The 16,523-nt window shown below is 47.0% G+C and carries 8 protein-coding genes; 3 read left to right on the top strand and 5 right to left on the bottom strand.

Annotation, left to right across the window (positions count from 1 at the left end):
* Positions 1 to 2: 2 nt before the first annotated feature.
* Positions 3 to 3,533, bottom strand: coding sequence for a chromosome segregation protein SMC (smc, locus tag BMZ72_RS03455; protein ID WP_089805279.1), 3,531 nt, complete (start codon positions 3,531 to 3,533; stop codon positions 3 to 5).
* A gap of 400 nt (positions 3,534 to 3,933) precedes the next feature.
* On the opposite strand from smc, the gene BMZ72_RS03450 reads away from it, so the two are divergent.
* Positions 3,934 to 6,174: an FUSC family protein gene (locus BMZ72_RS03450; RefSeq protein WP_089805277.1), complete on the top strand. Its 2,241-nt coding sequence runs from the start codon at positions 3,934 to 3,936 to the stop codon at positions 6,172 to 6,174.
* A gap of 237 nt (positions 6,175 to 6,411) precedes the next feature.
* Here the strand turns inward: BMZ72_RS03450 and bshC are convergent, their stop codons facing one another.
* From bshC to BMZ72_RS03435, 3 genes are all read right to left on the bottom strand, one after another.
* Complete coding sequence (gene bshC, locus BMZ72_RS03445; RefSeq protein WP_089805275.1) at positions 6,412 to 8,007, bottom strand: bacillithiol biosynthesis cysteine-adding enzyme BshC; 1,596 nt, start codon at positions 8,005 to 8,007, stop codon at positions 6,412 to 6,414.
* Between the two features lie 225 nt (positions 8,008 to 8,232).
* On the bottom strand, positions 8,233 to 9,504 hold the full coding sequence (locus tag BMZ72_RS03440) for a glucose-1-phosphate adenylyltransferase (protein ID WP_089805273.1): 1,272 nt from the start codon (positions 9,502 to 9,504) through the stop codon (positions 8,233 to 8,235).
* 31 nt (positions 9,505 to 9,535) lie between these two features.
* A complete protein-coding gene (locus BMZ72_RS03435) occupies positions 9,536 to 10,960 on the bottom strand; it encodes a glycogen synthase (protein WP_089805270.1) in 1,425 nt (474 codons plus the stop codon).
* Positions 10,961 to 11,269: 309 nt separating this feature from the next.
* Between BMZ72_RS03435 and BMZ72_RS03430 the strand changes: the two genes are divergently transcribed.
* Positions 11,270 to 12,181: a DUF72 domain-containing protein gene (locus BMZ72_RS03430; RefSeq protein WP_089805268.1), complete on the top strand. Its 912-nt coding sequence runs from the start codon at positions 11,270 to 11,272 to the stop codon at positions 12,179 to 12,181.
* 439 nt (positions 12,182 to 12,620) lie between these two features.
* Entirely contained in the window at positions 12,621 to 15,551 is a 2,931-nt protein-coding gene (locus tag BMZ72_RS03425) for an FAD-binding and (Fe-S)-binding domain-containing protein (protein ID WP_089805266.1), read from the top strand.
* An 81-nt stretch (positions 15,552 to 15,632) separates the two neighbouring features.
* Here BMZ72_RS03425 and BMZ72_RS03420 read toward each other — a convergent pair whose 3' ends face one another.
* The gene (locus tag BMZ72_RS03420) at positions 15,633 to 16,517 is read right to left on the bottom strand and encodes an inositol oxygenase family protein (RefSeq protein WP_089805264.1); all 885 of its coding nucleotides are present in this window, start codon (positions 16,515 to 16,517) and stop codon (positions 15,633 to 15,635) included.
* Between the last annotated feature and the right edge of the window lie 6 nt (positions 16,518 to 16,523).

The raw sequence follows: 16,523 nt of genomic DNA, 5'->3' as shown, positions 1-16,523 counted from the left end.
ACTTAGTTAAGACTTCTGAAATCCACAGGTACCAGTTTGCTTACGCCTGGTTCCTGCATGGTTACCCCGTAGATCACATCCACAGCTGCCATTGTCTGCTTATTATGCGTTACAATGATGAACTGGGAATTGTCAGAGAACTTACGGATCATGTTTGTGAATTTACCTACGTTGGCATCGTCCAGCGGAGCATCCACCTCATCGAGGATACAGAATGGCGCCGGTTTGATCAGGTAAATAGCAAACAGCAGTGCTGTAGCTGTCAGTGTCTTTTCTCCTCCACTCAGCTGTGTAATGGCAGCCGGACGTTTACCCTTAGGTTTGGCGATGATCTCGATACCGGTATCTGCCAGGTTCTCAGGATCATTCAATATCATATCACACTGGTCTTCTTCGGTGAACAATGCCTTGAATACACGTACGAAGTTTTCCTTTACCTGGTTGAACGTATCGAGGAATTTCTGGTTAGCCGTAGCCTCCACTTCCTGGATCGTTGCCATCAGGGACTCTTTCGCGGTTACCAGATCCGTTTTCTGTTCCAGTATGAACTCGTAACGTTTCTTCATTTCCTGGTAAGCCTCGATCGCAGTCGGGTTGATCTCACCCATATTTTCCAGTCGCTTCTTGAGTCTTTCTGCACTACCCTGCAATTCGTCTACCGGTAAGGCGGAACTGCGTTGTTCATCAATGATCTCATCCAGGTTTATTTTGAACTCTACGCTCAGTCTTTCCTTCATGGATGCCAGTTGCAATTTAAGCTCATTCACCTTATCCTTGATCACTGTCAGCGACTGCTCCAGCTGTTCTTTTGCACGCTGGCGTGCACGGAGCGTCGTTTCTTTTTCCTGCAACTGGTTACGGAAGTTGTAATACTCCTGGTCTTTCTCGTTCAGCTCTTTCTCTTCTTCCTCCTTTTTGCGGAACAGGTCGATCAGACCATCTTCCGCTGTTCCCAGCTTTTCTTCCGCAGCAAAAATATTAGCTACGGCGTCTTCCAGCTGGGATTTATTACTGGTGATCTGGGTATGCAGATCAGACAATTGCTTGCGTTTAAAATCCAGTTCCTGTCTCAGGGCCTGAACTTTACTCTGCTGGCGGGTATGTTGCAGGTTCTGGTTATTGAACTGCACATTGGCCTGGTTGAACTGTTGCTCTGCATCTGCCGCTGCTTTTTCAGCTGCCGCGATACTATCCTGCAAAGCGTATACCTTTTCGTTCAGTTCTTCCAGTTCTTCCCTTACGCCTTTAATACTATCCTGGTTTGCCTCAAGGGAATCCTGCATTTCCAGCAGTCGCTTATCCCCTGATTCAACAAGCTGACGGAAGTTCTCAATACGGTTCTGCAATCCGAACACCTGGTTATTCAACTGGTTGATCTTCTCGCGGGCACTATTGATCTTATTCTCGTTTAACTGTGTGTTATATCCCAGTACCTGGTTGTGTTTCTCCTGGATCTGCTGACGCAGGGAAGCAACTACTTCTTCCAGCGCTTTGATCTCTTCGTCCAGTTTCTCCAGGTTTTTGGCACGGCCCAGTTTCTTTCCTTCGAATAATCCGACAGATCCACCACTAAAACTGTACCGACCACGATTCATTCTGCCACTCTTTTCAATGACGAGTACATCCTGGTCTGCCAGCTGGTCGAACTGTAAGGTGCTGATATCATCTGCAATGAATACTTTCCCCAGCAGATAATTACCCAGTCCTTTATAACGCTCTTCCAGTTCAACTACTTCAAGCGCCGGCATAGAACCCGGAGGTGTAGCGGGATGACCGTTCTGCTGATGGAACTGATCGAGAATAAAGAAGTTGGCTTTACCCTTTTTGTTGGCATCGAGCAGACGGATTGCCTGAATAGCTTCTGCCGCATTATTTACAACATAGTAGTTGAGATAAGGTTCAAGCAGGTTTTCTACGCAGGTACGATATTCTTCCTTACAGAAAAAGATATCACTGAGGATGGGAGCAGCGTTGTTCCACTCCGTATTCTTTTTCAGGAATTTGATACTCTCGGGATAACCTTCCAGGCTGTCCACGAGAGATTTTAACAGGTCATATTCGTTCTTCTTCTGGTCCAGGGTACGGTTCTCGTCCACGAGTCTGTCACGCAGTCCTTCTATCTCTCCCTGGGTGGCCAGTATTTTTCCTTTGGTTTCTTCCTGGAAAGCGATCATATCTTCCAGATCGGCTTTCTGGTCCTGCAGGGTTTCCTGCAGTATTACCTTCTCCTCTTCCAGTTGGGTGATCTGATGCAGACGTCCGGTCTTTTCTTCCTGCAACTGCTGAATGCTGCGCTGGAGGTTCTGCACGGAGGTATCGGCTACCGCTACCTTCTTTTCTGCTTCAAACTGCTGGCGTTGCCATTGCTGCTGATCGCGGCGCTGGTTTTCCAGGGACAGTTTTTTCTGGTTGAAGACCTCTTTCTTTTCTTCCACCATGTCCTGCAAACCTTCCAGCTGATCCTGCAAAGTCTCAAAGGCTTCCTGTTCTTCTTCTACCTGTGTGCTGGTAAAGGAGATGGAGTCAGTGAGGCCCTGTAACTGTCCTTCTGCGTTGGCGAGGAACTGGCTGATATTGCGCTCTCTTTCCTTCAGGTAAGTGAGCTGCTGGCTGGCCAGGTTCTTATCATTCTCCTTGGTACGGATGGTAGAAACGAGTTCGTTGAAAGATTTCTGCAAGACCTGCAGCTCTCTTTCTTTTGCTACGAAATGCAGCTTATCTTCTTCCACACTGGCTTCGGCAGCGGTGATCTCCGTTTCCAGTGCGAGTTTTTTATCGCTTTCCGCCTGTTGTTCATCTGTCAGTTCTTTAAAAGTGACATTGAATCCTTCCAGGGCGGCTTTTGCCAGCTCGATGCTGACCTCGCGGTATTCTTTCTTTACCTCATAGAAGCGTTCTGCCTTACGGGCCTGGGCTTCCAGGGTTTTTAAGTTATTGTTGATCTCAAAGAGCAGGTCCTCAATACGGTTCAGGTCTCCCTCCGTCGCCTCCAGCTTGGATTTGGCTTCCTTTTTACGTGTTTTGTAAATGGAGATCCCTGCGGCCTGTTCCAGCATACGCCGGCGGCTGTTCTCTTTGTCTTTAATAATATCATCCACCATACCCAGTTCGATGATGGCATACGAGTCCGTGCTGACACCGGTATCCATAAACAGGTTATGGATATCCTTGAGGCGGCAGGCCACATCGTTCAGGCGATATTCACTATCGCCATTCTTGTAAAACTTACGGGTAATGGTAACGGTGGTAAACTCGGTTGGCAGCACATTGCGGGTGTTCTCAAACGTCAGGCTCACTTCAGCCATACCACTTGCCGAGCGTGTTTTGGAGCCATTAAACACAAGACCAGACTGGTTCTCCGAACGGAGATTACTGATCTTATGCTCCCCGATCACCCAGCGGATGGAGTCGATAATATTACTTTTGCCGCAGCCGTTGGGGCCTATAACCCCTGTTACCCCTTCGTCGAAGTGTAATACGGTTTTGTCAGCAAAGCTTTTGAAGCCTTTGATTTCTAATGTTTTTAAACGCACAATTGCTTCGCTTTGTTTTTTTAAGCCGTCAAAGATAACTATGATTTCTCTTAATTCTAGCCAGGATTTACCTGATCATACTATAATAATGCATTTTTACCAGATTATTTATCTCCTTTTTCTGATTATCAGGATTTTATTCCGGCAAGGTTATCTTTAATTTTCCAAAGAAAACAGTAATTTATCAGACAACCATGTCCCGGTAAAAATTTAATTATACACAGTTGTGCATAAATTGCTGCTCTAAAGATGGGCATCATCGCTTACAACTGGCTACCAGCGTCGCTATAGGCGCATATTTTACCGGAATAGCGTAAACAGCATTGTGCCGTAGAGGAGTTATAGCATTCTTTTTGCGTATCAGCGATTTAAATAACTTTGCATATATTAAAATTTCCAGATGCGGCATTGGATTCAGGAAGTCAGGAATTTCATCTATAGTTATCATTTCAGTACCGGTTTACGTACGACCATTAGTGTGGTAGTGCCTTCCATCGTATTTTCCATGATGGGTGACCTGCCAATGGGTATTGTCGCCTCGCTGGGTGCGCTGGCCACTGCCCTCTCAGACGTACCCGGTACCGCGTTGCATAAACGCAATGGCATCCTGACTGCCATCGCATTTATCTTCTTTACCGCCCTGGGCACCTCCCTGATCGCGCCCTATCCTTTACTGATGACGGGTTGGATACTGGCCTGCTGTTTTGCCAATGGCATGCTGCTCGTCTATGGTAACCGTGGCGGTAACATCGGCATCGCCTGTATGCTGGTGATGGTCTCAATTCTGGGTGAAACCCCAGTCGGACCCAAAGAAGCCCTCCTACACTGCCTGGTGATCCTGGGTGGTAGCATCTGGTACGGCTTCCTCGCACTCCTGCTCTGGCAGATACGCCCTTACCTCAGTGTACAGCAGACACTTGCAGAATGTATAATGGAAACGGCTCACTATCTGGAAGAAAGGGCCGGTTTTTATGCCAAAGACGCCGATAAGAACTTTGACGAGATCTATAAATCAGTACTGGCTCAGCAGGTGATCGTCAGCGAAAAACAGGAGGCCGTCCGCGAATTACTGCTCAAACGCCGTTCTGCCCAGCAAGGATCTACCAGTATCAATAAAAGTATGGTACTGATCTTTATGGATATCGTGGACCTTCAGGAACAGATCATGGCTTCCCAGACCGATTATCTGGCCCTGCACAATGATTTTGGCGGCATGGATATCCTGGAGAAATTCCATACGCTGATACAGGAGTTTACCGGCGAACTGGAGCTGATCGCCACGGCGGTCGCGGCCGGACAAAGATCCCTTCCCCGCGCTAACCTCCGTCACGAGATAGATAAGGTACAACATGCCATCGCTGATATCCGTAAGACGATGCCGACCCTGAAAGAACGTACCAAACTGCTCACGCTGACCAATATCCTGCATAACCTGCAGGACATGACACAGCGTATATACAACCTGCACCGTCTCACCAGACTGGAAAGGGTGAAAGACGAAGTGATCGATCCCCGTTTACAACTGGCCAGCTTTACCACGCGGAACCGCTATGATGTGGAACCACTGGTGAATAACCTGACCTTTGAATCACACATCTTCCGTCACGCCTTACGTGTCAGCATTGCTGCCGTAACCGGCTATCTGCTCGGACAGGTATTCCACCTGGACAGGGTATACTGGATCCTGCTGACCATCGTCGTCATCCTGAAACCGGGTTTCGGTATCAGTAAGGCCCGCAGCTATCAGCGTATCATCGGTACGATCACCGGTGCGTTGTTTGCCGCCGCGGTATTATATCTTACCACTAATAATACCGTCATCTTCATTCTGATGCTGATCTGTATCCTGGGGGCCTATAGTTTTATGACCCAGCAGTATACGCTCAGTGTCTTCTTTGTGACGCCATTTGTAATATTCCTCCTGCATTTCCTGCATCCTGCGCATTTACAGAATGCAGAACTGCGTGTACTGGACACCTTCATCGGCGTAAGTATTGCTTTCCTGGCCAGTCTGCTGTTGTGGCCCAGCTGGGAGCATAACTATCTGCCCAGTCACATGAGCAAAATGGTAAAAGACAATGCCCGTTACCTGGATCATGTGATGCGCCTGTACACTGACAGAGAGTTTGTGATGAACGATTATAAACTGGCCAGAAAGGACACCAACGTCAGCGCTGCCAACCTTATGTCTGCCTTCCAGCGTATGCTGTCAGAACCTAAAAGCAAACAGGTACATGGCTCTGAAGTCTATCATTTTGTGGTACTCAACCACTCGCTGATGTCGCATATTGCAGCCATGGCTAACTATGGGATGCTGCATGGGGTACATTATCCAAAACCAGAGTATAAACTGCTCAATAATTATCTGCAGCAGCATTTCAGCTGTATCGTCGAACTGATAGATGATCCGGCAGCGAAACCTACCCTACCACCGACCAACATGGAGGCCCTGGAAACGCTGGATATTGAACTGGAAAAGCTTTATCAGCTCAGACAACAGGAAATCAATGATGGCAAAGGAGAAACCCCTGTCAGGGAGGATATGCTGGAAACGAAGATGGTCCGCGATCAGTTGAATGCGATGTTTTCGCTGTTGAAAGACATGAAGAAGACGATTGATAAAACAATCAGGCATTCATAGAGAAAGCGCTTTACAGTATCTATACTATAGTTCTTCTACGTTAATCCTTCATCTTTAAAGCCAGCATTAACGGAGAAGAACTATACTAAAACAAAGGAGAAACACTGGTATCATACAAGACAATTAATGAAGAAAAACAATTATAACTCATTCATTCACAAAAAAGCGGCGGTGGATAATCCATCGCCGCTTTTACTATATATAATTACCGCATTTACAATGCTGGTCTATTTATGATTAATCCTGATAAATAATCCCAAACTGGTCTGACAGTGGGTCCATATTCTCCAGTATCAGATCAAAGAACGCAGGCCCCATCGTTACATACCATGGCATAAAGTTCTCCTTTCTTTCCTGTAAGGAATTGGCCGGGAAAAGCCTTGATTTCAGGGTACGGATCTGCTCTGACTGCCAGGTGAACTTCTTCTTCTCGGCCCGCAGGAACTTATGTTCAAGTTTACCGATCGACTTCACGGCTCTTGTACGTTCTGCACCCACACTTGCCTCCAATGTTACATCGATACTTCTTGCCTTCAGAACCAGGTCATCAAACAGTTTTTCGATGGCCGTATATTCATCTTTCAACACCAGTGCCGCATTGGTATGTTCCTGTACGAAACGGGTGATCAGTTCCTCCGGATCTTCAAACAGATCGGTAATGGTCAGTCCCAGTTTCTGTAAACGTTGCTGAGAATTGGCATCTGTCAACAGGAAAGAGTTACGCAGCAGCAATATTGGATAAGGTACTTTGTAATGCTCAAACAATTGCTGTAGTTCCAGCCAGTAGGCAATCTCACCACCACCACCTATAAAGGCGATATTTGGGAGGATGGTCTCCTGAAGCATACCACGCAGGATGACATTCGGACTAAAACGCTCCGGATGGTCTTCCAGTTCCTTTTCCAGCTGGGCCGCTGTAAATTCTACCGGCAGGTGTAATACTTTCCAGATATCTCCCACCCTCACGATACGTTCGCGGGAGGTTTCGGTCAGATAGAACAGGTTGATCTCACGGGGATTTGCCTGTACTTTATGATGCTGAGAGAGCTTTGCAATGGTTTCATTGACGATATCAAAGGAACGCTGGTGAAACAACTCGTCCCGCATTACCGGTACATACAATTGTTTCAGTTTCGGCGAATCCGGCACCAGTATGACCAGTCCATATCTGCCAAACAGTTCATTTACCAGGTAAAGCGTTGCTTCCTGGATATTTTTATGCCCCAGGTAGGATTTTTCCAGGAGGGCGATCAGTTCATCGGCATAAGGTCCGTATCCCAGCGCATTTTTCACCGCTGCGATCAGGTCCTCAAATCCTTCCGGTTGCATACGGCCTACTGCACCCTGTTGAGCCGTTGGCCAATTGATCGTCTTACCATCAATATAAACGTGTCCCAGTTCATCCAGATCGGCATCTTCACTACCCATATAGTAAACAGGCACAAAGTTATACTTTGGATATTGCGACCTGAGCTGATCAGCTAACTTTATGGTTTGCAGGATCTTATAAGCAAAGTATAAATAACCGGTGAAGATATTGGGCTGGTGTGCGGTGGTGATGGTGAAGGTTTGCTGGTCCAGCAGACTCTCGATATTATGACGAACCTTATCGTTGATTTCCAGTTCTTTATATTGTTCCTGCAGGGCTGCTACCAGTACTTCCCTTTGCTGTGGGAAAGCTTTCTTAGCTTGTATAGCGGCCTCAAAATCAGGCTGTACAGGCGAGTATTTGTAAAAGGGACGAAGATTAGGATGCCCGGCCAGAAAATCTGATACCAATTGATTGAAATACCCCGTTTTACAATACGGGATTCGACTTACAGGTTGCTCCATACGCTACGCTCGGATTCTTTTAGATGCACGAAGGTATGGAATGAATCGAGAATCGTCAATTAGTAATTACGAATGGCAATAATCCGTTATAATTTGAAATTAAGCGTTAACTATAACAACGATGAGTGATTTGAATTGAGCTGTTATTATAAAAAGAAGAGGTGCTCCAAATAATGGAGCACCTCTTCTTTTTATCTTTCAGGTATAACCTGTCGTGTTTTAATATCAGATCACAAAGCCATCCGGCAATACCATACCATTCTTAATCACTACTATTCCGTCTTTCACTGCATACTTTTCGTGGTCGCCATCTGGCAGCGGATCGCCCACATTGATACGCACGTCATTTCCGATGCTACAGTTCTTATCAATGATCGCATTATTGATCACACAGTTATCACCAATACCCATTGGCGGATGGCCTTTGGCTTTGGCCCTTTCCAGGTCCTCCAAAGTCTGGTAGTAATCTGCTCCCATCACATAGCTATTGGTAATAACAGAGTTTCTGCCGATACGGGTTCTGATACCTACTACACAACGCTCCAGCTGACTATCCAGGATGATACTACCATCTGAGATGAGGGTATTTTTCAGTGTACCTGCGATTTTAGCTGGTGGCAGCATACGTGCGCGGGAGTATATAATATGTGATTCATCGAAGAGATTGAATTTAGGGATCTCGTCGGTCAGTTCCAGATTCGCTTCCCAGAAAGAGCTGATATTTCCGATATCTGTCCAGTAACCGGTGTATTGGTAGCTGACAACTTTCATATCAGCATTGATCGCATAAGGGATCAGTTCCTTCCCGAAGTCGGTAGAAGTTTCCTGACCATTCAGCAGATCATACAGCGTTTTCCGGCTAAAGATATAGATACCCATACTAGCCAGGTAGACTCTGCCTTCAGACTGCATTTCATCACTTACCGGAGAAGCCCATGGCGCCAGTACGTCCTGTTTAGGCTTTTCGGTGAATGAAGTGATCAGACCAGTATTGTCAGTTTTAAGGATACCAAAGTCAGACGCATCTTTCGCATTGACCGGAATGGTCGCGATGGATACTTCTGCCTGACTTTCGATATGGTGTTGCAGCATTTCACGGAAATCCATCTGATACAGCTGGTCACCGGAAAGGATCAACACATATTCAAATTCATAATTGTCTATATGATGCAGACACTGGCGTACGGCATCCGCTGTGCCCTGGTACCAGGTTGGGTTGTCTGGTGTCTGTTCGGCAGCCAGGATGTCCACGAACGCTTTACTGAAATGGCTGAAATGATAAGTATTTTTGATATGCTTGTTTAACGACGCGGAGTTAAACTGTGTCAGCACAAAAATGCGGTTCATGTCGGCATTCAGGCAATTAGAAATGGGAATATCCACGAGACGGTATTTACCGGCAACGGGTACGGCTGGCTTAGAACGCTTACGCGTAAGGGGGTACAGGCGGGTACCTGATCCGCCACCTAAGATAAGGGAGATAACTGCGTTAGACATATATTACGATTCTTTGTTTCAGTTTTCGGGTTTAGTCAGCGACTACGATTGAGCTGTATAATTCCAGATATTCAGCAGCTGCACTGTCCCATGAATGATCAAGCTGCATCATGGTTTTAATGATATCCTGCAATTTTGCAGTATCACTATATAGTTCAACAGCACGGCCAACTGCGTTACAGGCATCCCATGCTGCTGCATGGACAAAACGGATACCAAAACCACCAGGGTCGCCGAAGTCTGTAACTGTATCTTTTAATCCACCGACACTACGTACAATGGGCACTGTACCATAGCGCAGCGCATACATCTGGTTCAATCCGCAGGGCTCTACCCGGCTTGGCATCAGCAGAAAATCACTACCTGCATAAATTCTGTGTGACAGCGCCTCATCATATCCGAACTGCACGTTAAAGTTTGCTGCCGTCAGTAATTTTGTTTGTTGCAATGACCATTCCACATGTGGATCGCCACTTCCCAGCAATAGAAAATTCAGCTGCTGTTTTTGTTCAAAGATAGACCTGCCAATGATTTCAGGCAGCAGGTCCGCTCCTTTCTCCCCCACCAGGCGGCCGATGAAAGATATCAACGGGAGTGAAGGATCGAGGTTATATTGCTCACAAAGTTGTTGCTTTATGTCACGTTTTGCTTTTACAAACGTCTTTTCATCATAGTTGACTGGTAACATAGGGTCCGTCGCCGGGTCCCATACCTTTGTATCGATACCATTCAATATACCGATCGCCTTGCCTTTCTCATAGTTCATCAGGGCCTCCAGTCCGGCCGCTCCGGTAAACATTTCTTCCAGGTAACTCGGTGATACGGTGGTGAATCTCCATGCACATTTAATCCCGGCAGCCAATGGATTGACTGCGCCTTCCCAGCCCAGCAGGCCGGCTTTCCAGAGATCAAAGCCAGGGAGCTGATATAGCCTGTCCCATCCAAACTGACCCTGATATTGCGCATTATGGATCGTTAAAACGGTAGCAATATTTCTCAGACGCTCATACTTGTACGAATGTGTCATCATGAATGGAATGAGAGCCGTGTGATGATCGTGTACATGTACGACATCCGGATGGTCCTGCCATTCATTTAACCAGTCCAGCACTGCGATCTGGAAGGTGAGGAAACGGTCTGTATCATTGTAGTAACCGTATACTCTCTCCGTATCCAGTAAACCTGGAATATCAACCATATAAAGGTCAAAACCCAACAGGTTCTTTACCTCTCTCCATACGTTGAAATGCCGCCAGGTATGTCCCAGCCAGCAGCCTCCCTGGTGTACCAGTTCGAATTCCTGCGAGTGAAAAAAACGGGTATTGTAAGCGGGCATCACGACCTTGGCTATATGCCCTGCCTGGAACTGGTACCTGGGCAATGCCCCTACCACATCTGCCAGACCGCCCACTTTTGCTATAGGGTAACATTCCGCGCTAACGTGTAAAATCTCCATGCTAAAGAATTAAAAACTGTTTCTTTTAAATTACCTTGGAAAAAGCATATTACAAAGGATTGTCCAAACTTTATTTGAGGCTCCTGTCGTATAACAAGCTATTCTTTCTAGTCCCTAAGTCCAGCGTAATTTAAACCAATCCCCTTATATATCAGCAAATAATCCTATTCCTTTTTTTATTTGCCCGTTACTGTTAGGTTTTCACCTCCTTGTCCCATTATACCCCCAACTGGGGCAGAGAAACCCCGGAACGCGGAATACGCGATATAACTGCATAATACATTACCTTCGGAGAAAGCTTCTATTCACATGGATTTTGGTCGTGTTGATCCGGCGCTGCTGGACGAAATAGATTTCAAACTGCCTGCTGAACCGGCGTTTAATAAAACGGTCCTCAAAGCGAAAGCACTTAAAAAGCCGAAGATCTACCTGGGCTGCGCCAAATGGGGGCGGAAGGAATGGATCGGTAAGATCTACCCGAAAGGCACCAAAGAAGCCAACTTCCTCGACGAATACGTCCATCATTACAATAGTATCGAGCTCAATGCTACCCATTACAAGATCTATGGGCCGGAGGCGATCGCAAAATGGGATGCACGTGCAACAGGCAGGCACTTTAAGTTCTGCCCCAAGGTACCACAATCCATCAGCCACTTCAGCAACCTCGTGGATGCTGGTCCGCAAACCACTTCCTTCCTGGAAGGCGTACTGGCCTTCGGTGAACACCTCGGTCCGATCTTCCTGCAGGTAAGCGATAAATATTCTCCTAAACGGAAAGATAATCTCTTTAAATACCTGGAGAGCCTGCCGACGGACCTTCAATTTTTCCTGGAAGTACGACACCCCGAATGGTTCAGTGACGATAAGATCAGGGAGGAACTGTTCAGCACTTTAAAGCAACTCAACGTAGGGGCTGTTATTACTGATACTGCCGGCAGAAGAGATTGCGCGCATATGTACATGCCCATCCGCAAGGCATTCATCCGTTATGTGGGCAATAGCCTCCATCCTACCGACTATGTGCGTATCGATGACTGGATCAACCGTATTCATGACTGGTTACAGCACGGCTTGCAGGAGCTGTATTTCTTTATGCATATGCACGATGAAGCCTATTCACCGGAGCTGACCGTCTATATGGTGGACAAGTTCAAAGAGGTCTGTGATATCGAATTGCAGAAGCCCATCTTTGTCGAACAACCCAAGGGACTGTTCAGTTAAATGATCGGGAATTAACCGTCTCGTATTAAGCATTGGAACATAACATCGCTGCCCGCAGGCTGGGGCCGCGCTCAGCATGTAAAGATGTCCCCCCGGACACCAAACTGCGCTATGCATCATGCATTTGCATATAGTGTGATGCAGGGCGGGCGCTATCCTCGTAGTAGAATCCGGTCGCGATATATGTGAAGGGATCACCGGGATATCCAGTCAACCGATCGCCGGATCACAGGCTGCCGGACTGGAAAAGTTGCAATAATGTCCAATTGATAAAAGAACGTTAGTGTGACGGCGACGATCTTCCGACTAATTGTTAATTCTTAATTTTTAATTCTTAATTACCATCCTCTTTCGTCAATTTCTAATTTCCCGGCCCCTGCTTGTATTTAGGTTATCTAAATGTTACTTTTACTGTCTGAAAAGGGAAGTTTAAATAATTATGCGAGATAAGCTCAGGGGTTTGGCCCGTGACCTGACGGGTACTCTATACGATGATGATACTATGCGTACGCTGTACGCGACCGATGCATCTGCTTACAGGGAAATGCCACTGGCAGTAGCCATCCCGGCAAATGAACAGGACATCAAGACATTGATCGCCTTTGCGCGCGCCAATAAAACCTCACTCATCCCACGCACGGCCGGCACCTCTCTCGCCGGACAGGTAGTCGGTAACGGGATTATAGTAGATGTTTCGAGAACTTTCACGAAAATACTGGAAATCAATACAGAAGAACACTGGGTAAGAGTACAGCCAGGGGTGATCAGGGATGAACTGAATATGTTCCTGAAACCTTATGGCTTTTACTTCGGACCAGAAACTTCTACTGCCAACCGTGCCATGATCGGTGGTATGGTCGGTAATAACTCCTGCGGGTCTAACTCCGTTGTATACGGTAGTACCCGCGAGCACCTGCTGGAAGTAAAAGCGATCCTCAGCGATGGTTCGGACGTTGTTTTCAATACCATTTCTGCCGACGAGTTTCATGCCCGTTGCGAAAAAAATGATAACAGTCTGGAGACGACCGTCTATCGTCAGGTACGTACATTGCTGGGCAATCATAGCAACCAGGAAGAGATCCGCCGCGAGTTTCCCAAACCAAGCATCACCCGTCGTAACACCGGTTATGCGATCGATCTGCTCCTGGAAACGGCGCCCTTCACTGCCGGTAAGGAAGATTTCAACTTCTGTAAGCTGATCGCAGGTTCCGAAGGCACCCTGGCTTTCCTGACAGAGATCAAACTGAACGTTTCTCCACTGCCGCCCAAAGAAACCGGGCTGGTATGTATTCACTTCAATACCGTTGATGAATCCCTGCGCGCGAATATTATCGCCATGAAATATAAGCCAAGCGCCAGCGAACTCATTGACCATTTCATCCTGGAATGTACCAAGGATAATATTGAACAAAGCAAAAACCGCTTCTTTGTACAGGGCGATCCGGGCGCTATCCTCGTAGTGGAATTCTGCCGCGATACGCGTGAGGGCATCACCGAAATATCCAATCAGCTGATCGCTGAATTACAGGCTGCCGGACTGGGTTACCACTTCCCACTCCTGTTTGGAGATGACACTAAAAAGATCTGGACGCTGCGTAAAGCAGGTCTTGGTCTGCTCAGTAATCTCCCTGGTGATGAAAAGGCCGTACCGGTAATTGAAGACACTGCGATCGATATCGATGACCTGCCGGCATATATCCGCGACTTCAACGATATCCTGAAACAATATGATCTCCATGCCGTACACTATGCACATGCTGGTAGCGGTGAGATCCACCTCCGTCCGATCATCAACCTGAAAACGGAAGAAGGTAACCTGCTCTTCAGAAAGATCGCTGAAGAGATAGCAACACTCGTAAAGAAATACAACGGTTCCCTCAGTGGTGAGCATGGTGATGGCCGCTTACGCGGAGAATTCATCCGCCAGATGATCGGTGATAAGAACTACACCCTGCTGCGTGACCTGAAATATACCTGGGATCCGGAGAATATCTTCAACCCGAATAAGATCGTAGATACGCCAAGCATGAACAGCATGCTGCGTTATACCCCCGGACAAAAAGCACCGGAACTGAAAACGATCTTCCATTTTCCTGAACAGACCATCCTGCAGCATGCGGAGCAATGTAATGGTTCAGGCGATTGTCGTAAAACAGAAAAGAGTGGCGGTACCATGTGTCCGAGTTACATGGCGACCCGCAATGAAAAGGACACAACCCGCGCAAGGGCCAACATCCTGCGTGAGTTCCTGACCAATTCTACTAAAGAGAACCGTTTCGACCATAAAGAGATCTATGAGGTACTGGACCTCTGTCTGGCTTGTAAAGGCTGTAAATCAGAATGTCCATCCAACGTAGATATGGCCAAGCTGAAAATGGAATTCCTGCAACATTATCATGATGCCAACGGCGTTCCTTTCAGGGCAAAACTGATCAGTAATTTTACCCGTCTGAATGGTCTGGCAACGATCGCACCGGGTATTTACAACTGGATGGTGAATACACCACTGACCAGTAATCTGATCAAAAAGACCTCTGGATTTGCGATCAAACGTTCGCTGCCCGAACTGCAATCCACCACGCTGAGAAGCTGGTTTAAAAAGCAGTGGCCGAAGGAGAAAAGCACCGGGCCTGCCACAAAGAAACAGGTCTACCTGTTCTGCGATGAGTTCACCAACTTTAACGATACGCATATCGGTATCAAAGCCGTAAAGCTGCTGCACTGTCTTGGCTATGATGTGAAGATGATCGAGCACCCTGAAAGTGCACGTGCCTGGATGTCCAAAGGCCTGCTACGTAAAGCGCGCAACTTTGCAGAAGAGAACGTACGTATCTTCAGTGATGTGATCAATGACCAGGTGCCTTTATTGGGAGTAGAACCTTCTGCGATCCTTAGTTTCCGGGATGAATATCCGGATCTGGTGAGAGAAGAACTGAGGGCAAAGGCAAAACAGCTGGCACCGAATGTATTCCTGATCGATGAATTCCTGAGCCGTGAGGCTGCTGCCGGCAATATTCCGGCTACACTTTTCACGACAGAGAAAAGACAGATCAAACTACATGGTCATTGTCAGCAGAAAGCTTTGTCTACACCGCTGCACAGTAAGAATATCCTGTCGCTGCCGGCTAATTATTCTGTTGAGATCATCCCTTCAGGATGTTGCGGTATGGCGGGTTCTTTCGGATATGAGAAAGAGCACTACGACCTTTCTATGGAGATTGGCGAAATGGTATTATTCCCGGCTGTAAGAAATGCTGCGGAAGAAACGATCATCGCGGCTCCGGGCACCAGTTGCAGGCACCAGGTAAAAGATGGTACCGGCCGTAAATCACAGCACCCGGTAGAGATCCTGTACGAGGCGCTGATTTAAACTAATGCAATACGAACAATAAAAAAGGCTATCCTCCATACGGTGGATAGCCTTTTAAGTTTAAACACAGGCCAACAGCAATTACAGCCTGATGGTGTCAGGAAGGTATTTTGCTATCAGACTTTCATAGTATGGTTTTAATTCGCTGATTACAGGAGGTTTCGGGCTCTTTGAGTAGAGATCGTAAGGGTTGAATTTCCTTACCCACTCAAACATCTCGCGGTCATGATCATTCATCAGGTGATCATATGCTTCTTCCCTATGCTGTGCATAGAAAGAGTGATAACGGATCATGTAGAGCGCCGGTTCAGGCAGATAGTCTTTCATCATCTGGTACAGATATTCATCATGTCCCCATGAAAGGTCCACCTGATTCAGTCCGCAGTTCGGACTATAGATACCGTATTTGGTATTATATCTTTCATCCTTTGCATCCGGATTGTCAGCAAAGAACTCCGGGTAAACAATTTTATCGGAGAACTGACAGCCAACGGGGAAGGTATCTCCCACTACAGCCCATTGTGGCTCTCCAAACAGACAGAGCACTTTTCCCATGTCATGGATAAAGCCTGTAAGTACAAACCAGTCCGGATGACCATCCGCCCTGATCGCTTCCGCCGTCTGCAGGAGGTGCTGTAACTGGTCCAGTTCGATATCCGGATCGGAGTCATCCACCAGGGTGTTCAGAAACTCCATTGCACCCCACACAGGTGTTTCTTTACGACTGAAGCTCAGGAATTCCTTTTTCTTCTGCTGAACGAAGTCATACGTCTGATGGTGATGATTCAGGCGATAGAACTCTCTTACCGTATCCCGGCCTGGATTGTCGTAGTTTCTGTATTCTTCTTTGGATTTTGCCGTTTCAGGCACTGCTGGCTCAGGATAGCGCAGAAGCACATCGTCTTCCCATTGCTCTATACTTTGCAAAGGTTTTAATTCTTCGTTGGAAAAGGTGTTTGCGCTCATAATTCG

The sequence above is a fragment of the Chitinophaga sp. YR627 genome (assembly GCF_900114995.1).
In the GTDB taxonomy this organism is placed as follows: domain Bacteria; phylum Bacteroidota; class Bacteroidia; order Chitinophagales; family Chitinophagaceae; genus Chitinophaga.
Note: the sequence above shows the minus strand (reverse complement) of the source record. Positions and strands in the feature narration are given on the sequence as shown.